General features: G+C 71.8%; 19 protein-coding genes. 7 read left to right on the top strand and 12 right to left on the bottom strand.

Translation table 11 applies throughout. The features are described from left to right. Positions 1-94: 94 nt before the first annotated feature. A complete protein-coding gene (locus tag OH804_RS32885) occupies positions 95-640 on the bottom strand; it encodes a TIGR00730 family Rossman fold protein (protein WP_196919644.1) in 546 nt (181 codons plus the stop codon). Beyond that, positions 640-1,506 (bottom strand): TIGR00730 family Rossman fold protein, encoded by an 867-nt coding sequence (locus OH804_RS32880; RefSeq protein WP_406061534.1) that lies wholly within the window; start codon positions 1,504-1,506, stop codon positions 640-642. Before OH804_RS32880 ends, OH804_RS32885 begins: the two co-directional genes overlap by 1 nt. A 154-nt stretch (positions 1,507-1,660) precedes the next feature. Between OH804_RS32880 and OH804_RS32875 the strand changes: the two genes are divergently transcribed. Continuing rightward, a complete protein-coding gene (locus OH804_RS32875; protein ID WP_196925103.1) occupies positions 1,661-1,828 on the top strand; it encodes a hypothetical protein in 168 nt (55 codons plus the stop codon). 54 nt (positions 1,829-1,882) lie between these two features. Here OH804_RS32875 and dapE read toward each other — a convergent pair whose 3' ends face one another. Further along, positions 1,883-2,956: a succinyl-diaminopimelate desuccinylase gene (gene dapE / locus OH804_RS32870; protein ID WP_196919646.1), complete on the bottom strand. Its 1,074-nt coding sequence runs from the start codon at positions 2,954-2,956 to the stop codon at positions 1,883-1,885. Positions 2,957-3,034: 78 nt separating this feature from the next. Here dapE and dapD point away from each other — a divergent pair, with 78 nt between their 5' ends. Next, entirely contained in the window at positions 3,035-3,994 is a 960-nt protein-coding gene (gene dapD / locus OH804_RS32865; RefSeq protein ID WP_406061532.1) for a 2,3,4,5-tetrahydropyridine-2,6-dicarboxylate N-succinyltransferase, read from the top strand. Positions 3,995-4,045: 51 nt separating this feature from the next. Here the strand turns inward: dapD and OH804_RS32860 are convergent, their stop codons facing one another. Next, positions 4,046-7,465 carry a S8 family serine peptidase gene (locus OH804_RS32860; RefSeq protein WP_406061530.1) on the bottom strand — a complete coding sequence of 1,140 codons (3,420 nt, stop codon included), beginning with the start codon at positions 7,463-7,465 and terminating at the stop codon, positions 4,046-4,048. Positions 7,466-7,541: 76 nt separating this feature from the next. On the opposite strand from OH804_RS32860, the gene OH804_RS32855 reads away from it, so the two are divergent. Then, a complete protein-coding gene (locus tag OH804_RS32855) occupies positions 7,542-8,099 on the top strand; it encodes a sugar O-acetyltransferase (RefSeq protein ID WP_307788515.1) in 558 nt (185 codons plus the stop codon). Here the strand turns inward: OH804_RS32855 and OH804_RS32850 are convergent. From OH804_RS32850 to OH804_RS32840, 3 genes are read right to left on the bottom strand one after another with little or no spacing between them, the layout of a single operon-like run. Further along, complete coding sequence (locus OH804_RS32850; protein ID WP_406061527.1) at positions 8,096-8,743, bottom strand: nucleoside/nucleotide kinase family protein; 648 nt, start codon at positions 8,741-8,743, stop codon at positions 8,096-8,098. The genes OH804_RS32855 and OH804_RS32850 overlap by 4 nt on opposite strands. Continuing rightward, entirely contained in the window at positions 8,743-9,393 is a 651-nt protein-coding gene (locus OH804_RS32845; RefSeq protein WP_406061525.1) for an SIMPL domain-containing protein, read from the bottom strand. The genes OH804_RS32850 and OH804_RS32845 overlap by 1 nt, the downstream gene beginning before the upstream one ends. 10 nt (positions 9,394-9,403) lie before the next feature. Continuing rightward, positions 9,404-10,423 (bottom strand): prephenate dehydrogenase, encoded by a 1,020-nt coding sequence (locus OH804_RS32840; protein WP_406061523.1) that lies wholly within the window; start codon positions 10,421-10,423, stop codon positions 9,404-9,406. A gap of 226 nt (positions 10,424-10,649) precedes the next feature. Here OH804_RS32840 and OH804_RS32835 point away from each other — a divergent pair, with 226 nt between their 5' ends. Then, positions 10,650-12,491 carry a M48 family metallopeptidase gene (locus tag OH804_RS32835; protein WP_406061522.1) on the top strand — a complete coding sequence of 614 codons (1,842 nt, stop codon included), beginning with the start codon at positions 10,650-10,652 and terminating at the stop codon, positions 12,489-12,491. 46 nt (positions 12,492-12,537) lie between these two features. Here the strand turns inward: OH804_RS32835 and dapC are convergent, their stop codons facing one another. Both dapC and fdxA read right to left on the bottom strand, forming a co-directional pair. Then, positions 12,538-13,641, bottom strand: coding sequence for a succinyldiaminopimelate transaminase (gene dapC, locus OH804_RS32830; protein ID WP_406066759.1), 1,104 nt, complete (start codon positions 13,639-13,641; stop codon positions 12,538-12,540). Further along, complete coding sequence (gene fdxA / locus OH804_RS32825; RefSeq protein ID WP_007464872.1) at positions 13,638-13,964, bottom strand: ferredoxin; 327 nt, start codon at positions 13,962-13,964, stop codon at positions 13,638-13,640. Before fdxA ends, dapC begins: the two co-directional genes overlap by 4 nt. 79 nt (positions 13,965-14,043) lie before the next feature. Between fdxA and OH804_RS32820 the strand changes: the two genes are divergently transcribed. Next, positions 14,044-15,003 (top strand): GNAT family N-acetyltransferase, encoded by a 960-nt coding sequence (locus OH804_RS32820; RefSeq protein WP_196919653.1) that lies wholly within the window; start codon positions 14,044-14,046, stop codon positions 15,001-15,003. 137 nt (positions 15,004-15,140) lie between these two features. Here the strand turns inward: OH804_RS32820 and OH804_RS32815 are convergent, their stop codons facing one another. From OH804_RS32815 to mshB, 3 genes are all read right to left on the bottom strand, one after another. After that, positions 15,141-15,605 (bottom strand): hypothetical protein, encoded by a 465-nt coding sequence (locus OH804_RS32815; protein WP_196919654.1) that lies wholly within the window; start codon positions 15,603-15,605, stop codon positions 15,141-15,143. A gap of 116 nt (positions 15,606-15,721) precedes the next feature. Beyond that, a complete protein-coding gene (locus OH804_RS32810; protein WP_406061518.1) occupies positions 15,722-16,180 on the bottom strand; it encodes a hypothetical protein in 459 nt (152 codons plus the stop codon). Beyond that, on the bottom strand, positions 16,177-17,103 hold the full coding sequence (gene mshB, locus OH804_RS32805) for an N-acetyl-1-D-myo-inositol-2-amino-2-deoxy-alpha-D-glucopyranoside deacetylase (protein ID WP_406061516.1): 927 nt from the start codon (positions 17,101-17,103) through the stop codon (positions 16,177-16,179). Before mshB ends, OH804_RS32810 begins: the two co-directional genes overlap by 4 nt. A gap of 86 nt (positions 17,104-17,189) precedes the next feature. On the opposite strand from mshB, the gene OH804_RS32800 reads away from it, so the two are divergent. Beyond that, positions 17,190-19,334 (top strand): prolyl oligopeptidase family serine peptidase, encoded by a 2,145-nt coding sequence (locus OH804_RS32800; protein WP_196919657.1) that lies wholly within the window; start codon positions 17,190-17,192, stop codon positions 19,332-19,334. Positions 19,335-19,461: 127 nt separating this feature from the next. Beyond that, positions 19,462-20,382 carry an alpha/beta fold hydrolase gene (locus OH804_RS32795; protein ID WP_196919658.1) on the top strand — a complete coding sequence of 307 codons (921 nt, stop codon included), beginning with the start codon at positions 19,462-19,464 and terminating at the stop codon, positions 20,380-20,382. Positions 20,383-20,544 lie beyond the last annotated feature (162 nt).

Raw genomic sequence — 20,544 nt, 5'->3', positions numbered from 1 at the left:
TCATGGAGTTGGCGACGCGACACGCCGACAGCGACATCGCCAACTCCATGATCACCGCAGACGGGCCGGGCCCGGGGGTGGCGGGACCCGGGGGTCAGGTTAGGTGGGATTCCAGGACGTCGAGGGCCTCGGGGACGGTGGTGGTGACCGTCAGGAGGTCGCGGCCGGCGGGCTTGAGGAAGGTCTGGTCGGCCAGCGCGTCCAGCCAGTCCAGCAGGGGGCGGTAGAACCCGTCGGTGTCGATCAGCACCATCGGCTTGGCGTGCAGGGCGAGGGTGGCGGTGGTCCAGACCTCGAACAACTCGTCCAGGGTGCCCAGCCCGCCGGGCAGGGTGAGGAAGGCGTCCGACTTGTCGATCATCAGGGTCTTGCGGCTGGCCATCGAGTCGGTCACCAGCAGCTCGTCCGAGGCCAGGTCGGCGACCTCCAGATCGACCAGCGACTGCGGGATCACGCCGATGGTGCGCCCACCGGCGGAGCGCGCGCCGTCCGCCAGCGCGCCCATCATGCCGACGCAGCCGCCACCGCTGACCAGCGTGTGCCCGCGCCGGGCCAGCTCCGCACCGGTCTCGGCGGCCAGGTCCAACCAGCGCTGATCGAGGGTACGAGAGGAGGCGCAGAAGACGCAGATCGCCGCCATCAGTCGTGGTCCCGAGGCTGCTCGGCGGCCTGTTCGGCGGCAGCCTGCTGGTCCGCCCCGGTACGGGCGACGGCTTCCTCGCGGACCGCTTCCTGCTCGGCGGAGAGCGCGGCCTCCGAGGCGACGATGTAGCGGACCGCCTCGTTGACGTCGTCGGTGAGGCAGATCAGGTCCAGGTCGACCGGCCCGATCTTGCCGGTGGCGGCCATCGTGTCGCGCAGCCAGTCGAGCAGGCCCTGCCAGTAGGCGACCCCCATGAGCACCACCGGGAACCGGGTGACCTTTCCGGTCTGCACCAGGGTGAGCGCCTCGAACAACTCGTCCATGGTGCCGAACCCGCCGGGCAGCACGACGAACGCCTGGGCGTATTTGACGAACATCGTCTTGCGGGCGAAGAAGTAGCGGAAGTCGATGGCCAGGTCGACCCAGTCGTTGATGCCCTGCTCGAACGGAAGTTCGATGCCGAGCCCCACGGAGAGCCCACCGGCCTCGCTGGCACCCCGGTTGGCGGCCTCCATCACACCGGGCCCACCTCCGGTGATCACCGCGTAGCCGGCTCGGGCCAGCGCACCGCCCAACCGCTCGGCCAACTGGCACTCGGCGCTGTCCGGCGCGCTGCGCGCGGAGCCGAAGACGCTGACCGCCGACGGCACGTCGGCGAGGGTGTCGAAACCCTCGACGAACTCGGCGAGGATGCGCAGCGCGCGCCAGGCGTCCTTGGTCTTCCAGTCGCTCCGCCCCCGGGAATCCAGCAACCGTTGGTCGGCGGTGCTGCTCGGGATGGCCCCTCTGCGCAGGGTGACCGCACCGCGATGCCGCTCCTGTCGCGCGCCGCGACCGGCCTCCCGCCCGTTGCTCTGGCTCATGGGGCAACCGTAGTGGAGCAGCAGCGGTCGGGTGCGCGGGGCGGGGACGCCGAGAAATTGTTCGGGATCATGGGCAACTATTCGGCGCTCCCGTACGTCTTACTATTCACATACCGGGTATGCCCCGGCGCGCGCCTTCGGGGGAGGAGACAGCGTGATCAGCAACAGCGAGATGATCCGGATCCGTCGCCAGATGCAGCGACGAATCCGAGACGTGGTGGCCGAACGCCGCCGCATCCGTCAGCAGGACCCAACCCCCACCTCCCCCACGCCATCCGGAGCCGATCAAGAGGTTTGCGTCGCCGACAACGGGCCAGGCTGACGCAAACCTCTTGATCACCGGCGGGGGCGGGGCCCGGAGCGGGGTCGGGCCCGGTCAGGCCGGGGCCAGCCAGCGGTGCAGGGTTGCCGCGCCGTCGCGGATCTTGCTGATCTCGACGTGCTCGTCCTTGTGGTGGGCCAGGTTGGGATCACCCGGGCCGAAGTTCAGCGCCGGGATCCCCATCGCCGCGAACCGGGCCACGTCCGTCCAGCCCAGCTTGCCGATCGGTGCCGCGCCCACCGCGGCCAGGAACTCCTTCGCCGGAGGCGCCTCCAGCCCCGGGGCCGCGCCGGCCGCCGCGTCGGTCACGGCCAGCTCGAATCCCGCGAAGACCTCCCGCAGGTGCGCCTCCGCCGCCACCGGGTCGCGATCCGGGGCGTACCGGTAGTTGACCTCGATCTCACAGTGATCCGGGATCACGTTCCCCGCGACGCCGCCGGTGATCCGGACCGCGTTCAGACCCTCGCGGAAGTCACACCCCTCGATGGTGACCCGGCGTCCCTCGTACGCCTGGAGCCGCCGCAGCACCTCACCGGCGCCGTGGATGGCGTTCACCCCGTGCCAGGAGCGCGCCGCGTGCGCCCGCTCACCGGTGGTCGTCACGATGGCCCGCATGGTGCCCTGGCAGCCCGCCTCGACGATGCCGTACGTCGGCTCCAGCAGCACCGCGAAGTCCGCCTGCAGCCACTCCGGGAACGCCTGGGCGACGAGGTTGAGCCCGTTGTACCGGGACTCGATCTCCTCGGCCTCGTAGAAGAAGTACGTCACGTCGTAGCGCGGTTCGGGCAGCGTCACGGCCAGGTGCAGGGCGTACGCGGTGCCGGACTTCATGTCGGAGGTGCCGCAGCCGTACATCAGGTCGCCGCGCATCGTCGACGGGAAGTTGTTGTTCAACGGCACCGTGTCGAGGTGCCCGGCCAGCACGACGCGCTGCGACCGACCGAGGTCGGTACGTGCCATCACCGTGTTGCCGTGCCGGTGGGTGGTCAGGTGCGGTACACCCCGCAGCACCTCTTCGACACAGTCGGCGATCGCCTTCTCGTTGAGGGACACGGACTCTATGTCGACCAGAGCGCGGGTCAGCTGCACCGGATCGGCGAGGACCTCGGGGGTCAGCGGGTTCTCCATGGTTCGCACGGTACCTTCAGGTCTGTCAGCGCGAGGAGCGAGCCGAGGTCAGCCCGGCCGTGACCGAGAGGTGTAACAGTGACGTCCGCAGATTCCGCCTGGGGCATCGGCCTGGCTACGGTCACCGCCGACGAGCAGGTGCTCGATACCTGGTACCCGACCGGCAAGCTGGGCCTGGGCGAACTGCCGCTGGTCGCCGGCGAGGACAAGGCGGACGTGCTCGACCTGCCACCGGCCGCGCTGGGTGACCGGCCGTTGCCCGGTCTGCGTACCGTGCAGGTGGTCACCGTGATCGGCTCGCTGGACGACCCGATCAAGGACGCGTCCGACGCGTACCTCCGGTTGCACCTGCTCTCGCACCGCCTGGTCCGGCCCAACCAGGTCAACCTGGACGGCATCTTCGGCAAGCTGGCCAACGTGGCCTGGACGTCCGCCGGGCCGTGCCCCCCGGAGCGGGTGGACGAGCTGCGGGTGATCGAGCGGGCCGCCGGCCGGCACCTGGCGGTGTACGGGGTCGACAAGTTCCCCCGGATGACCGACTACGTGGTGCCCTCGGGTGTACGCATCGCCGATGCCGACCGGGTGCGCCTCGGCGCCCACCTGGCCGCCGGCACCACAGTGATGCACGAGGGCTTCGTGAACTTCAACGCCGGCACCGTCGGCACCTCGATGGTCGAGGGGCGGATCGTGCAGGGCGTGCTGGTCGGCGACGGCTCCGACATCGGCGGTGGGGCCTCCATCATGGGCACCCTCTCCGGCGGCGGCACCGACAAGATCAGCATCGGTGAGCGGAGCCTGGTCGGCGCGAACGCCGGCGTCGGGATCTCGCTCGGCGACGACTGTGTCGTCGAGGCCGGCTGCTACATCACCGCCGCGTCGAAGATCACTCTCCCCGACGGCCGGGTGGTCAAGGCCCGGGAGCTGTCCGGCGTCGACGGCCTGCTGTTCTGGCGCAACTCGGTCACCGGCGGGCTGGAGGCCCGGCCGCGCACCGGCCGGGGCATCGAGCTGAACGCCGCCCTGCACGCCAACGACTGACGGACCCGCCGGGTCCGCGGCGTTCGGCCGCGGACTCGGACGGGGTACGACTCAGCGCAACCGGTACGCCTGGATGATCCGTTGGGTCACCGTGTTGCCGGCGGTGTCCCGAGCGGTGGCCCGCAGCGACGCGTAGCCGGGGCCGGCCGGATGCCGCAACAGTGCCGACCAGCCGTCGGCAGAGGTGCGCACCAGCTTCGCCTTGCTCCAGGTCTTCCCGCCGTCGTACGAGACGTCGACGGTGAGCTTTTCCACCCGGGCGGTCGGCGCACCCGGCTGCCGTTGCACACGGACCGGGACGATGAAGCCCTGCCCGGCCGGAGCGCTGTTGTCCACCCGCAGCGGCGGCGCGAAGCGCACCGCCGACAGGGGCAGTCGGGCCGGCGTCTCACCGGCGACGTGCCGCGACCGGAAGGTCCAGCTGGACTCCACAGCGGTGCTCAGATCGGTGAAGCTTCGCTTCGACGACGTGACGAGCCGGTAGTCCGCCGCACCCGGCGGCACTGCGAACTCGCCGTAGCCGGCGTACTCGCTCTCGCCGACCAGCTTGCCGTTGCGCCAGAGCTTGGTGTGCTCACTGTCGCTCAGCGAGCCGCCCGGGTGCCCGGCCGCGTCGCTGAACATCGGCACGTCCACCACGATGGTGTCGCCGACCCGGCTGACGCTCTGGTGCGGCCAGCGCGGCTTCGGGAAGGACGGTCCGTACGGGGCCTGGTTCCAGATCTCCTGCACCGTCCGCCCGGCCCGGTAGGCGGTGGGGACGGAGAAGAGCGCCGCCTTCGGGTTCAACCACCCTTCCTCGTCCACCGTTCCGAAGTAGACCTCGGATTCCCACTTCACGCCCTTGGTGTTGTAGTACTCGACCCGCTGGCTGGGCACGACGGTGGGCAGGATCAGCGCGGAATAGCCGACGTTGTACTCCAGCTCGGGGATCACGATCCGCTCGGCCGTCATGCCCGGGTAGCTACCGCGGAACTGGTGCACGACGGTGGCCAGGTCCCGTCGGGTGTAGTCGCGGACGAACCCGTTGGGCATCCGGCCGGGGATCGCTTCGGCCAGCGCGTACAGGTAGGGGCTGTTGGCCGTTTGCGCCGGGGTCCACTGGCTGCTGAGGGTGGCGACGAACTTGTCGGCGGAGACCGGCTTGCCGATCTGACCGCTGGTCAGGCCGGTGAACGTTTCCGCCCAGAGCCCGATGCCGTAGCCACTGCCGTCGTCGGCGGTGAAGTTGCCGCTGAGGTCGATCAGTTGCGGGACGGCGGTCCGGTCCGGGACTGTCGTCCGCACCGGCTTGGCCCGGCGGGCGTCCACGACGATCCGGGTGTCCCGCTCGACGGCCACTTCGGGCTGCATCAACAGGGACATCCCGCGCGGCTCGTCCTCCGGTCCGGGCTCGAAGACGAGGCCACTCAGGCCGTAGTGCCCCTTGGGCACCCGCACGGTGGCCACCCCGTCGGAACTGACGAGGTCCCAGGAGCCGTAGGTGTCCATTCCGACCAGGAGCGTCCAGTGGTCCGCCGTACGCGCACCAGCCCGGTTGAGGTGCTCAACGGTGAGCGTGTAGCTCTCCACCTCCCGGTTCACGGCCAGCGGGGTGACCGCGACCGCGGCACCGGAACGGGCCACGATCCGGCCGGTCCAGTAACCGTCGGCGTCGCCGAGCCGGGTGTCAGTGGTGACGGTCGTGGCGGCCGTGCCGCCCGCCGGCACTGTGAGTTGGTTGGCGCCCAGGACGAACAGGCCGGCCGGTAGCGCCCGACCGCCGGGGCCGGCGCCCTCGATGCTCAGGTCCACGGTGACCGGGGCCGGACCGTCGTTGCGCCAGGTCACCGTACGGGTGATCGGGGCGTCGTCACCGTGCGGCCAGAGCGTACGTCCGAACGAGACGCTGACCGGGTCGGAGGTGAGCTGCTGGGTGATCGCGTGTGCGACGTCGGCCCGCCCGGCCCCTTGCTGGTAGGCGGTCTGGTCCGGGTGTGGCTTGGCGGCGGCCATCAGGGTGGCCTTGAGCCGGTCGGCCCGCCATCCCGGGTGCTGCTGAGCCAGCAGCGCGGCCGAACCGGCCACGTGCGGGGTGGCCATCGAGGTGCCGGAGAGGGTGACGTAGCGGTCCCCCACCGGATCGCCGATGACGCCGTTGGCGGACCGCGCGGCGACGATGTCGACGCCCGGCGCGGTGATGTCCGGCTTCAGCGCGTCGTCGCCGACTCGCGGTCCCCGGCTGGAGAATTCGGCCAGTTCGTCGTCGCGGTCCACGGCACCCACAGCGAGCCCGGCGTCGGCGCTGGCCGGGGAGCCGACCGAGCCGTCCGAGCCGTCGTTGCCGGCGGCGAGGACGAACAGCGTGCCGGTCTGCGCCGTCAGGGTCTGCACCGCCTCCTCCAGCGGGTCCAGCTCCGGGGTGTCCCAGCCGCTGAGGCTCATGTTGACCACGGCGGCCTTCTTCTCCACAGCGGCCCACTGCATGCCGGCGAGGATCGCCGACTCGGAGCAGCCGGTGTCCTCACAGACCTTGCCGTCGAGCAGCGTCGCGTCCGGCGCCACGCCCCGGTACTTGCCGCCGGAGGCCGCGCCGGTGCCCGCGATGGTCGAGGCCACGTGGGTGCCGTGGCCGACCGTGTCCCGAGCGTCGGCGACCTCGGTGAAGTTGCGCGCCTCGGCCACCTTGCCGGCCAGGTCCGGGTGGGTCGCGTCGACGCCGGTGTCCAGCACCGCGACGGACACTCCCGCGCCGGTGAACCCGGCAGCCCAGGCTGCGGGCGCGCCGATCTGCGGCACGCTGTGGTCGAGGGTCACCCGTCGATGGCCGTCCAGCCAGATCCGCTCGACGCCCCCCGCCGCGTCGAGCCGAGCCTCAGCCGGACCGGTGGTGACCTTCGCCCACACCGCGCCGAGGGAGGACTTGTCGCTGTTCAGGGCGGCACCGCTAATCACCGGCAGGTCGCGGGTCACCTGCGTGCCGGGCAGTGCGGCCGAGGCACGCCGGGCGGTCCCCGTCGTGCCGTACGCCACCAGCAGCGGCAGGCTGTTGCGGTGGGCGTCGTCGTAGCCCGCCTCGACCAGCCCGGTGACGTCGAAGAGTCGCCGGTCCACCCGGCCGGAGCGCAGCAACGGCACCGCGTCCGTCGGCGTCACGGTGAGGCGTCCGCGCTCACGCTGGACCAGGAACTGCACGTCCTCGCGGCCGGCGCCGGGCCGGACCGAGGCGCCGGACGCGGTGACGGTGACCCGGTCACCGGTGATCAGCGTGACGGTGGTCGAACGGTTGACGGTGGGTCCACCCGGAGTGGACTGTGGGCCGGTGCCGCCGGGTGGTGCGGGCACTGTGGTTGCGGCTGAGACGGGAGCCGGCGCGGAGAGCGCCAGCGCGAACACGAGGCCGAGAGCGGCCAATCTTCTTCCCTGGTGCAACGGATCCTCCTCGTCAAGCGTCTTGATGGATGGAGTCACATTGACAACCCACAATTGCATACCGGGTATGTAAAATGAAGGCCAAAAAATGACAGACCCGCCACGAGCCGACGAACCGGGCCGGCATGATCGGGCGGTGACCTCCATGAAGGACAAGATGCTCGCCGGCGAGCCATACATCGCCGACGATCCCGAGATCATCGCCGACCTGGACCGGGCCGCCCGGCTGATGGAACGCTTCAACACCAGTCCCGCAGCCGATCCACAGGCCCGAATCGCAGCACTGCGGGAACTCCTCGGCGAACTGGGCGAGGACGCCTGGATCCGCCCACCGTTCTACTGCGACTACGGCTGGCAGATCCGGATCGGCCCGCGCAGCTTCGTCAACTACAACGCGGTCTTCCTCGACGTCGCTCGGATCACCCTCGGCGCGGACGTCCAGGTCGGCCCGAACGTGCAGCTGCTCACCCCGACGCATCCGGTCGAGGCCGGCCCGCGACGGGACAAGTGGGAGGCGGCCAAGCCGATCACCATCGGCGACAACGTGTGGCTCGGCGGTGGCGCGATAGTGCTGGCCGGCGTGACGATCGGCGCGAACACAGTCGTCGGCGCGGGCGCGGTGGTCACCCGGGACCTGCCCGCCGACGTGGTGGCGGTCGGCAACCCCGCCCGGCCGATCCGCGAACTCGGCTAGACCGTCGGCGGATCCGACAGGCGGACCACCAGGTCGGCCCGGTCGGCGGTGGGGGTGATCACTGCGGCATTCGACTCGTCGCTGCCCAGCGCCCACGCCCGCGCCTGCTCCGGCGAACGACCGAAGGCCTCGTGCCGGGCCGTCAACCGGCGGTGCCGCACCTCGGCGTCCAGGTCGAGAAACCATGCCTCGTGCAGCAGCGGTCGGATCTCCTGCCAGGGAAAGTCCGGCAACAGCAGATAGTTGCCCTCGGTCACCACCAGCCGGACCGACGGCGGCACCTCGATCGCGCCGGCCACCGGCTCCTCCAACTCCCGGCGGAACTCCGGCGCGTAGACCGACGTCGGCTCCAACCGGTGCAACCGGCGCAGCAGTGAGACGTACCCGTTGGCGTCGAAGGTGTCCACCGCGCCCTTGCGGTCGGCGCGGCCCAGTCGGACCAACTGCGACTGCGCCAGGTGGAAGCCGTCCATCGGCACCAGGCAGGCGGCCGACCCGACCTCGGCGACGATCCGCTCCGCCAGTGTGGACTTCCCGGCGCCCGGCGCACCGGCGATGCCGAGCAGTTGTCGCGGGCCCGCTTCGGCCAGCGCCAAGGCCCGCGCCACCAACTCGTCGGCGGACAGCACCCGGGCCGACGGCATCAGCCCAGAACCGGTTCGCTGATGGTGAACCGGGCCTGCACCGCCGCCTGCACAGTCTGCGGCTGCGGGTCCAGCTCCAGCTCCGGCGGGCCACCGCCCGCGCCGCCGCCCCCGGCGAAGGCCGCACGGGCGAACATCGGCCGGTCGACAGGGCCCGCGTCGGCCAGCTCGATCAACGAGGTGACCCGGGCCCCCAGCGCCTCCGCGTACTCGCGGGCCCGCAGCAACGCGTCGCTGATCGCGGCGTGCCGGGCCGCACGATGGGCGGGGCTGTCCGGACGAAGCTCCCACCACGGGCCGGCCACCTCGACCTGGTCCTGGTCGGCGAGCCGGAGCATCAGCTCACCCAACGCGGTGAAGTCGGTGACAGTGACTGTGGTGGTGACACTGCCGTGCCAGGCGACCACCCGCTCACCCGAGCGCCGGGTCTCCGGCCGCACCCGCAGGTCGCCGGTCTCCCGCCGCGCCACCGCCGGCCCGGAGCCGTCCAGCAGCACCCGGACCGCTGCTGCCCGCTCGGCCAACCGGGTCAGCGTCGCCTCCCGGTCCCGGTCGCGAGCTGTCACGGTGACAGCGAACCGGGCCAGCTCGGGCGGCACCTCCCGGTACGCCTCGCCGCGCACCTGCACCACCGGACCGTCCACAGCCATGCCCCTCAGCCTAGTCAGCCACTGGGCGCCGCGCCGCGTAGGAGACAGTGTCCGCGTCGACGTGCAGGCCGGTCAGGTGGCCGCCGGCCACCCCCAGCTCGCGCAGCCAGGACACCTCTGCGGTGTGGTCACCGCCGGCCGGGAACTGCCTGACGTACGCATCGAACCGCCGGTCGCGCAGCGCCGAGCGGGCAGCCCGCGCCTCGTCGTAGCGTGCGGCGAGCGCCGGGGCGTCGTCGGCGCGCAGCGCGGCGGCCAGGTCGTCCAGGAACGAGGTGACCTCGGCCAGTTCACGCAGCACCCGGTCCCGGTTGCCGAGCAGCATGTTGGCGGTCCGCTCGGCCGGGGTTCCGGCGACCCGGGTGCCGTCGGAGAAGCTGCCGGCGGCGAGGGCGAGGATCGCGTCGCGCAGCGGTGCGCGCTGCACGGCGCCAGCCAGCGCGCCGGCCAGCAGGTGCGGCACGTGTGAGGCGAGCGCGGCGGCCGAGTCGTGCTCGGTGGCGGACATCGGCACCACCCGGGCCTCGAAGACCTCCACCAGCAGCTCGGCCAGCCAGCGGAACGCGGTGGTGGCTGGCCCGGGCGCCGGGCAGAGCACCCAGGCCGCGCCGGTGAGCAGGTCCGGCAGGGCGGCCGTCAAGCCGGCCCGGTCGGTGCCCGCCATGGGGTGGCCGGGCACGAACCGGTGCGTCAGCCCCTGCGCGGCGGCGAACGCCGCCACCTGCTCCTTGGTGCTACCGACGTCGGTCAGCACACACCGCTCACCGGTCATCGCCGCCACCTCGACCAGCGTCGCTGGCAGAGTGGGCAACGGTCCGCACAGGAAGACCACGTCCCGGTCGGCCACCGCCTCGACCAGCCGGTCCGGCGCGGGTACGCCCAACCGGCGGGTCTCCCGCCGGGTGACCTCGTCCGGGTCCCACCCGACCACGTCGACGCCGGCGGCGTACATCCGGAGCAGCACCGAACCACCGATCAGGCCGGTGCCGACCACCGCCGCCCGCACCCGCGCGCCCGACCTGTCCACCATCCGCACACCTCGACGTTCCTGCTGGGGTGCGGGGCCACGGCCCCGACCAGGTCCGGGGCCGAGGATATCGTTCGGGGCCGCCGGCCCCCGCACGCTGTGACGACCCGGCCGACCGTAGATCTTGGTCAGCCGGTCCGGAAGGAGGGTTGTCCACTTCAGATCGGCGTCATACGGTCCGCTCCGCCGCCCGCCGAGTCGATGCGGGCAACCAGCGGAAGGAAACGAAATGTCCGCGACATACCGGGCCCTCGCCTCGGTGGTCATGTTGATCGGCTTCTACGTCGTCGCGCTCCTGCAGCTCGCCGCCGTCGCCGCGCTCGGGGTCTGGCTGTTCAGCCACACCAACGGGCTCGTCACCGGGAAGCTGCTGCTCCCCCTGGTCGTCGCGCTGGGCGCGGTGGCCGTCGGGCTCTGGCGTGCGATGCGCGCGAAGAACGAGCCGGCGCCTGGCCTGATCCTCACCGAGCGCGAGGCGCCGGGCCTGTGGGCCGCCGTACGCGAGCTGGCCACCGCCGTCGGCACCCGCGCCCCGGACGAGATCCGGCTGGTACCCGAGGTGAACGCCGCGGTCTCCGAGCAGAGCCGGCTGCTCGGCCTGCTCGGCGGACGACGGACCCTGTACGTCGGTCTGCCGCTGCTCCAGGCGTTGCGGATGGACCAGCTGCGCTCGGTGCTCGCACACGAGCTGGGCCACTACTCCGGCAAGCACACCCGACTCGGCGCCGTGGCGTACCGGGGTCGGCTGGCGATCGCGGAGACGCTGGAGCGGATCAGCCCGCGCAACCCGATCGGCTGGGTCTTCAAGGGCTACTCGAAGCTCTACCTGATGGTGGACAACGCCGCGTCGCGGCGGCAGGAACTGGAGGCCGACCGTTCCTCCGTACTGCTGGCCGGGCCGGATGCCGCAGCCTCCGCGTTGCGTGCCCTGCCGGCGCTCGACGCGGCCTGGGGCTTCTTCATGCGCCGGTACGTCGAGCCGGGCTGGTCCGCCGAGCTGGCGCCGGACGACCTCTTCGGCGGCTTCGGCCAACTGCTGCGCGGCCGGCAGGACGAGATCGCCGAGCTGCGGGAGAACGCCCCCGATCGGCGGCCGTCACCGTGGGACACCCACCCGCCGATCGGCGTCCGGGTCGCCGCGATGGCCGGCCTGCCGGCGGGAACGGCCACGCCGGACGATCGGCCCGCCGCGCTGCTGCTCGCCGACATCGACACCGCCGGTCGGCAGTTGCAGGGCATCGTTGTCGACTCCGGCCGCCGTCAGGTGCTGCAGTGGCCGCAGTTCATCGCTGCGGCGGTGGCGGCCGGGGTGCAGCGGCAGGCGGACGGCATCTACCGGGCGGCAGGGCGCTTCGCCGGCGTCAGCGGGCCGGGCCTGACGACGGTGCTGGACCTGGTGCGCTCCGGCCGGCTGGGCGAGTTCGCCGAGCGGTTCTTCGGCGACGTCACCGCTGAGGAGGCGGCCGCCCGGTTCGCCGGGCCGATGGAGACGCTGCTCGACAACGCGGCAGTCCGCTCCGGCCAGGCCCACTGGCAGCTGTCCTGGTCCGGTCCGGCCCAGCTCGTCGGCCCGCAGGGGCAACCGTTGGACCTCGCCGAGATCGCCAAGCTGGCCGTCGCGCCGCAGACCTTGGACGTGGCGTTGGCCCGCCTGGCCGAGCTGGGCATCGACCCCTCCGGCGCGACGGTGGTCGAGGACCGGGTCTCCGGGCGGGACGCCGACCTGATCGGCGCACTGGCCAACATCAAGATCGACGGTACGGAGCACGACGTGCTCATCCTCGACCGGGGGCTGGTGCTGATCGTCGACCCCGGCAAGGCCAGCCAGGGCGAGAAGCGGCTCCGCGAACTGGTCGGCTCGGTGCCGATCGCGGAACTGGCCGCCCGGCACACGTTGGTGCCGTACGAGGAGGTCGTCTCCGTGGAGGTCAAGCGGGAGGTGCCGCTGAAGGCGGAGCTGACCCTGCACGACGGCCGGGTGCTCGCCATGCAGGAGCTGATGGCCAGCGAACTGCTGGAGAAGCAGAGCCGGAACACCCTGCTGCGGGTCTTCCGCGAGATCAGCGACTGACGCCGTGCGGGCGGTCGGCCGACAGGTTCGACCGCCCGGACCGCGATCAGGCGAGGCGCGCCGCGACGCCGGCGATGTGCTCGTCGGACTCGGTCAGCGCGACCCGGACATGCTGCCCGGCCATGGGGCCGTAGAAGACGCCGGCGGCGACCAGGATGCCGCGTCGGGCCAGCCAGTCGACCGTCTGCCAGCAGTCCTCACCTCTGGTCAGCCAGAGGTACAAACCCGCCTCGGAGTGCTCGACCGTGAACCCGGCACCGGTGAACGCCGCAGTGAGCACCTCCCGTCGGGCGCGGTAACGCTCCCGCTGCTCCTCGGCGTGTCGCTCGTCCTCCAGCGCGGCCACCATCGCCGCCTGCACCGGGGCGGGCACGATCATGCCGGCGTGCTTGCGGACCTTGAGCAGCTCGGCGACGAGCGCCGGGTCGCCGGCGACGAAGCCGGCCCGGTAGCCGGCGAGGTTGGACCGCTTGGAGAGCGAGTGCACGGCGAGCACCCCGGCATAGCTGCCCCCGCTGACCTGCGGAGACAACACCGAAACCGGGTCGGCCGACCAGCCCAGGGGCAGGTAGCACTCGTCGCTGGCGACCACCGCGCCACGCTCGCGGGCCCAGTCGACCACCTTGCGCAGGTGCGCCGCGGGCAACACCCTGCCGGTCGGGTTGCCGGGCGAGTTGACCCAGACCAACCGGACCCGGGGGGTCGGCCCGAGCGAGGTGAGCGAGTCGGTACGCACGACGGTGGCGCCGGCCAGCCGGGCACCATCCTCGTAGGTCGGGTACGCGATCGACGGCACCACCACCACGTCACCCGGGCCGATGCCGAGCAGCGTGGGCAGCCAGGCCACCAGCTCCTTCGAGCCGATGGTCGGCAGCACACCGAGACCGTCGACGCCGGCGCCACAGGCTCGGGACACCCACGCCGCGATCGCGGCCCGCAGCGCCGGCGTGCCGGCGGTCAGCGGGTAACCGGGAGCATCGGACGCGTCAGCCAACGCCCGCCGGATCACCTCGGGCACCGGGTCGACCGGCGTACCCATGGAGAGGTTGATCAGGCCCTCCGGATGCGCCGCGGCCAGCGTGGCCGCGGCGTCCAGGGTGTCCCAGGTGAACTCGGGCAGTCGCGACGAGACCGGCGCGGGCCGGTTCAGTGGCCCTCGCCGCGCGGCGGCTGCGCGGCGACGAAGGTGGCGTCCTTCTCCACCTTGCCGATCTTCGAGGCGCCACCGGGCGAGCCCAGGTCCTCGAAGAACTCGTAGTTCGCGCCGGTGTAGTCCTTCCACTGCTCCGGAACGTCGTCCTCGTAGAAGATCGCCTCCACGGGGCAGACGGGCTCACAGGCACCACAGTCGACGCACTCGTCGGGGTGGATGTAGAGCATCCGATTGCCCTCGTAAATGCAGTCGACCGGGCACTCCTCGATGCATGCCTTGTCGAGCACATCTACGCACGGCTCGGCGATGATGTAGGTCACCGGTCTTCTCCTCCGCAAGACTCGCCGCGATCTCCCGCGACGGTAAGAGCCTAGTATCTCGCCGGGGAGGGGGTCGATCGTGCTCCGACAGCAGGATGTGGGACACCGAATCGTGGTCCGCCGGATTGTGGGGATTCGCGAAGGCCGCCCGCTATTCTCCGATGCCCTCGGCGAGCTGGTGGAGCTGAGCGAGACTCATCTCACGCTGGCCACCGCACAGGGACAGCTACGGGTCCCGGTGGCACAGGTCCACCGGGCCAAGCGCGTACCGCCGACCCGCCGGCCCACCGCCGCAGCGGTCGTGGCGCTGGAGCGGGCCGCCGACGAGGCCTGGCCGGCACCGACCCGGGGCCGACTCGGTGACTGGCTGCTCCGCTCGGCCGAGGGTTGGACCGGGCGCGCCAACTCGGCACTGCCGATCGGTGACCCGGATCGACCACTGGCCGCCGCGGTCGACGCGGTGGAACGCTGGTACGCCGATCTGGGCCAACCCGCGTTGATCAACACTCCGCTGCCCCTCGCCGCGCCGGTCGGCGCCGAACTGGACGCCCGCGGCTGGAGCACCCGACCACCGACGCTGGTGCAGACCGCGCCGCTACCCGTGCTGGCGTCGCCGGCCGCCACCGGCCCGGCCGGCCCGGTGGTCGAACTGGCCACCGCGCCCAGCGACGAGTGGTTGGCCATCGCCGCCGGCCGCAAGGGCGGCCTGCCGGACGCCGCCCGACACGTGCTCACCGCCGTGGATCAGGTCCGCTTCGCCCACGTGTACGCCGACGGCACCCTGGTGGCCGTCGGCCGCGGCACGGTGACCGGCCAGGGCCGCTGGCTGGGCCTCAGCCTGATCGAGGTCCTACCTGCGGCCCGCCGCCAGGGGTTGGCCCGCCGCGTGATCCACGAACTGGCCGGCTGGGGCGTGTCGGGCGGCGCGACGCACGCGTTCCTCCAGGTCGAGCAGCGCAACACGGCGGCGGTCGCGCTCTACCAGCGGCTCGGCCTCGTCACCCACCACACCTACCTGACCCGGGTCGCCCCGAACTGACCTCGACCCTCGCCGGGCGGCACCGTGCGGCCGGGCGAAGCGGGCTGGCGGGCTTGATCGACTCGCCTTTCAGGAAGTCGCGGTATCCCGGCGCCTACAACTCCGCGACTTCAAGGAAGCCGAGTCGATCCGCGTTGTCAGCGGCGGACGACGCGGCGGGGCTTGGCGGCCTTGACCTCCGCGTACCGCTTGAGCTGCTGAGAGCGGTAGTCACGGCCCAACGCGGTGAGCACCAGGTAGCCGATCAGCAACCCGGCGCCGGTGGCGAGCAGGTAGAGCCAGATCTGCGCGAAGAACGTCGCCGCGCCGCCGTCGAACGGGTTGTGACCGACCAGCAGGGGCCCGACCAGCACGGTCAGCAGCATCGCCACCGGCACCACGAGGGCCATGTCGGCGGCCCAGCCCGCCAGCGGCCGGCGACGACCCCAGCGGAAGGCGACCACGGCGAGGATCAGCCCGATCACCGCGAACATCGCCAGCGACACCCTGTCGGCGGCGGTGTCGTCACCGTCGAAGCCGAACCGCGTGATCAGTCGGGCGACCACGTTGACCGCGAACAGCGCCGCTACGAGCAACCCGATGTCACGCCACCGCTTGTCCATCGCCGGACCCTCCTGCCGTACGCCCCGTCGCGGGCTGCACATCCCTGGCAGGAATATCTACCACCCTTACCTGGGACACGTCATCAGCCGGCCCGGACCAAAACCCAACCCGGGCTTCAGCCGCCGAGCATGGGCGGCTGCGGGGCGAGGATCTGGCGGAAGCCCATCACCGCGAACGTCATCGCGCCAGCCACGATCATGGCCAGCCCGACCCAGTTGTCGCCGGCCAGCAGCAGGTCGCCCTCGTTGGTCCGGATGGCGGCGACAGCCATCAGCGCGAACCACGGCACCGCCGGCAGCGCCACCGCCCAGCGGCGGCCGACCGCCTCGTACGCGAACCAGCTCAGCACGATGTTGGCGCCGATGGCGAGGAGCACCGACACGCCGACCAGTTGCCCGCCGACGCGAACCGTGGCGAGCAGCAACTCCAGTACGCCGGTCAGCACTCCGGCGAGGACCACCACCATCGCACCGACCACCCGGACGCCCAGGTCCAGCAGTCGTGGCGGCGGCCCCGCCGGGGGCGGGGCTTCCTGGTCCTCCACGACCGTCACCGATGCGGCCGGCAGCGTCACCGGAGACCCGCCGCCGCGACCGGGAACCGGTCCGGGGCGGTCTCCGCGGGCAGGCCGGCGAAGAGGTCGTCCTCCCAGCCGTACGGCCCGGTGCCCGGGCCCTTCTCACCCACAGCGAGGGCGAAGAACTCCACGCCCATGAACTCCCCGCCGAAGTTGCCGGCGATCGAGTAGAGCCAGGAGTTGGCCGGGATCTGGGTGGCGTGCGCCCGCATCGCGGCCTCCTTGGCCGTGTGCTGGTCGGTGCCGTCGATGCGGGCGGCGATCTGGGCGTCCGGGGTGCCGAAGGGCAGGTCGGCGATGTCCTCGATGCCGCCGAACGGGTTGTCGGCAGACTCGGCGAAGTGCGTCATGCCGGCCTCCAGAACGCTGAGCGGCATGGCCGTCCAGTAGACCTTGAGCGGGGCGCAGCCCTCGGCGGTGGCCAGCTCGACGGCGCGCATGGCCACCCGGTGGGCCTGGATGTGGTCGGGGTGACCGTAGAAGCCGTTCGGGTCGTACGTGACGAGCACCTGCGGGCGTACCTCTCGCATGATCTCCACGAGATGCCCGGCGGCCTCGTCGAGGTCGGCCTGCCAGAAGGCCCGGGGGTGCTCGTTGGTCGCGAGCCCCATCATCCCGGAGTCGCGGTAGCGGCCGGCGCCGCCGAGGAAGCGGTGGTCGCTGACGCCGAGCGCCTCGCACGCGGCGGCCAGCTCGGCGATCCGGTACCCGCCGAGCTGGTCGGCCTCGGCGGCGGCGAGCTGCGCCAGCGCGGGCACGTGGATCTCGCCCTCCTCGCCGAGCGTGCAGGTCACCAGCGTGACGTGCGCGCCGTCGGCGGCGTAGTGGGCCATCGTCGAGCCGGTGCCGATCGACTCGTCGTCGGGGTGCGCGTGGACCAGCAGCAGGCGGCGGTCGGGCAGCATCGTCACGACGGTCACTCTAACTGGCGGTTAGGGCCGGCCAACGCTGACGCGTCCGCCCAGGTCGGCCACATCACCTCCGCTCCCGCTCTACGATTTGGCGTGTGGACTTTCCGGAGCTGGCCGCCCGCACCCGCCGGTTCAGCCACGGCGCGCCACGCGCTGTCTCGGTGGCTGAGGACGGCTCCCGGGTGATCTTTCTGCGCTCCGCCGGTCCCGAGGATCCGGCGGACGCGCTCTGGCTGCTGGACGTGGCCACCGGCGAGGAGCGGCTGGTCGCCGACCCGGCCACCCTGCTGGGCGAGGGCGGGGACGTCCGGTCCCTCTCCCCCGGCGAACGCGCGCTGCGCGAGCGACTGCGGCTCAGCGCCGCCGGCATCGGCTCGTACGCGTTGGACGCGGCCGGCCGGGTTGCGGTGTTCGCGCTGGCCGGGCGGTTGTTCCGGGCCGATCTGGTGCACGGCGACGTGGTGGAGGTCGCCGCCGTCGGCCCGGTGCTGGACCCACGGCCGGACCCGAGCGGGCAGCGACTGGCGTACGTGACGGACGCCGCCGAGGGTGTGCGCCGGGGTGAACTCCGGGTGATCGACCCCGACGGCACCGACACCCTGCTGGCCGGCGAGGACGCCGGGGTGAGCTGGGGATTGGCCGAGCACATCGCGGCGGAGGAGTTCGGCCGGTTCCGGGGGTACTGGTGGGCGCCGGACGGCCGCTCGGTGCTCGCCGCCCGGGTCGACGAGTCTCGGCTGGAGCGGTGGCACCTGCACGACCCGGCGGAGCCGGCGAGCCCGCCCACCGCCGTCGCGTACCCCCGGGCCGGTGGCCCGAACGCGGAGGTCAGCCTGCACCTGCTGGACCTGGACGACGGCTGGGTCGACGTGCACTGGGACCGGGAGACCTACCCGTACCTGACCGGGGTCAGCTGGGGTGAGGGCAGCCCGTTGATCACCGTGCTGCGCCGCTCGCAGCAGCACGGGCTGGTGCTGGCGGTGGACCCGCGGACGGGTGAGACGCAGGTGCACGCCGAGCTGGCCGACCCGCGCTGGGTCGAGCCGATCGCCGGCACCCCCGCGCACCTGCCGGACGGCCGGGTGCTGGTCGGCGGGGAGCTGGCCCACGACGGGTACGACGCCCGGTGCCTCTTCGCGGACGGCACCCTGCTCACCCCACCGTCGCTGTACGTACGACGGGTGGTGGGTCGGCTGCCGGCCGCCGCCGGCCCGGCCGACCTGCTGGTGGAGGCGAGCGACGGCGAGCCGAGCGAGCGGCACCTGTTCCGGGTCCGCACCACAATCGGCGGTGGGGTGGACGCGCGCCGGCTCACCACCGACTCGGGCTGGTACACCGCCGCGGTGGGCGGGGACGTGCTGGCCGTCGGCGTCGCGTCGCTGGATCACGCCGGGGTGCGCTGGACGGTGCGCCGCGGCGATCAGGAGATCGCCGAGCTGCGCTCGTTCGCCGCCACCCCGCCGTACTCGCCGCTGCCACTGCTGGAACGGGTGACCGATCGGCGGCTGCCGGCGGCGGTGCTCTACCCGGACAACCACGTGACGGGCCGGCGGCTGCCGGTGCTGCTGGACATCTACGGCGGCCCGGGGCACCAGGAGGTCGTGGCGGCGCGGGCCGCGTGGTTGGAACGGCAGTGGTGGGCCGACGCCGGCTTCGCGGTGGTCACCATCGACAACCGGGGTACGCCGGGCGTGGCGCCGTCGTTCGAGAAGGCGATCCACCGGCGGGTCGCCGACGTGATCCTCACCGACCAGATCGACGCGCTGACCGCGCTCGCCGGCAAGCACCCGGACCTGGACCTGGGCCGGGTCGGGGTACGGGGTTGGTCGTTCGGCGGGTGGCTGGCCGGGTTGGCGGTGCTGCGCCACCCGGAGCTGTTCCGCTGCGGGATCGCGGGCGCCCCGGTGACCGACTGGGCGCTGTACGACACCGCGTACACCGAGCGTTATCTGGGGTTGCCGGAAGACGGCCAGGACATCTACGCGCACCATTCGCTCGTCGAGTTGGCCGCCGAGCCGGTCACCAGCCCGGACCAGGCCCGACCGTTGCTGTTGGTGCACGGCATGGCCGACGACAACGTGGTGGCCGCGCACACGCTCCGGCTCTCCGCTGCCCTGCTGAGCACCGGCCGGCCGCACGCCGTGCTGCCGTTGACCGGGGCCACCCATTTGGCCGCGAACGGCACCGCCGAGCGGCTGCTCCCCCTGGAGCTCGACTTCCTCCGCACCCACCTGTTGTAGCGCGGTATTCGATAACTGATTTCGGCACGTCGGGTGCCTTGCCGCATGCCATGCTGACCGAAGCGGGACCCGGCGCCGGGATTGCCGAGGGCGACACCGCTTTCCCTCATTCCGAAAGGACTCCACAATGGTGGGCATAGCGCAGAAACCCTCGGTCGCCGCCGTGCAGGAAGGCGAGTTCCCGGTCACGCACTTTCGCACGGCGACCGTGAACGGAATCGATATCTTCTACCGCGAGGCCGGCCCGGCCGACGGCCCCGCGGTCCTGCTGCTGCACGGGTTTCCCACGGCGTCCTCGCAGTTCCGCCACCTGATCCCCCTCCTCGCGGACCGATACCGGGTGATCGCGCCGGACTTCCCGGGTTTCGGCCACAGCGCCAGCCCGGACCGGTCGACGTTCGACTACACATTCGCCAACTTCGCCGATCTGATGGACGGCCTCCTCGGCCAACTCGGCGTGGATCGATATGCGCTCTACTGCTTCGACTACGGGGCGCCGACGGGGTTCCGGATGGCCCTGAAGGGACCTGAGCGGATCAGCGCGCTCATCGTGCAGAACGGCAACGCGTACGAAGAGGGCCTGAGCGAGTTCTGGGATCCGATCAAGGCCTACTGGGCGGAGAAGACCGACGAACGCCGTCAGGCAATCGCGTTCATCCTCAACTCCGACACGGTCAAGCAGCAGTACACGGCGGGGGTGCAGGACCTCAGTCGGCTCGACCCCGACCGGTGGACCCACGACGACACGCAGCTCGCCCGCCCCGGCAACGCGGACATCCAGCTCGATCTGTTCTACGACTACGGCAGCAACGTCACGCTGTACCCCGAATTCCATGCCTTCTTCCGCGACCACCAGCCGCCGACGCTGATCATCTGGGGCCAGAACGATCCGGTCTTCCCGGCCGCTGGTGCCCACCCCTATCGGGGCGACCTGCCGTCGGCTGAATTCCACCTGCTCGACACCGGCCACTTCCTCTTGGAAGACAAGCTCGACATCGCTGCGCCGATGATCCACGATTTCCTGGACCGCGCCGTTGGTCGTTCCTGAAAAACGCAACGGGCGGCCACTCCGCCTGTTCCGCGCCCACCTGTTGCCCGCCGCCCGCGGCCCGCACTCCCAAGATCGCTCTCGATCCAGGATCCGAACACCGTTGCCCTGGCGATCGGCTGCTGGGCGCAGGTGCACGGTGAAATCCCGACACCCAGGTCC

This window comes from Micromonospora sp. NBC_00860 (assembly GCF_045207375.1).
GTDB classification, from domain to species: Bacteria; Actinomycetota; Actinomycetes; order Mycobacteriales; family Micromonosporaceae; genus Micromonospora; species Micromonospora vinacea.
Note: the sequence above shows the minus strand (reverse complement) of the source record. Positions and strands in the feature narration are given on the sequence as shown.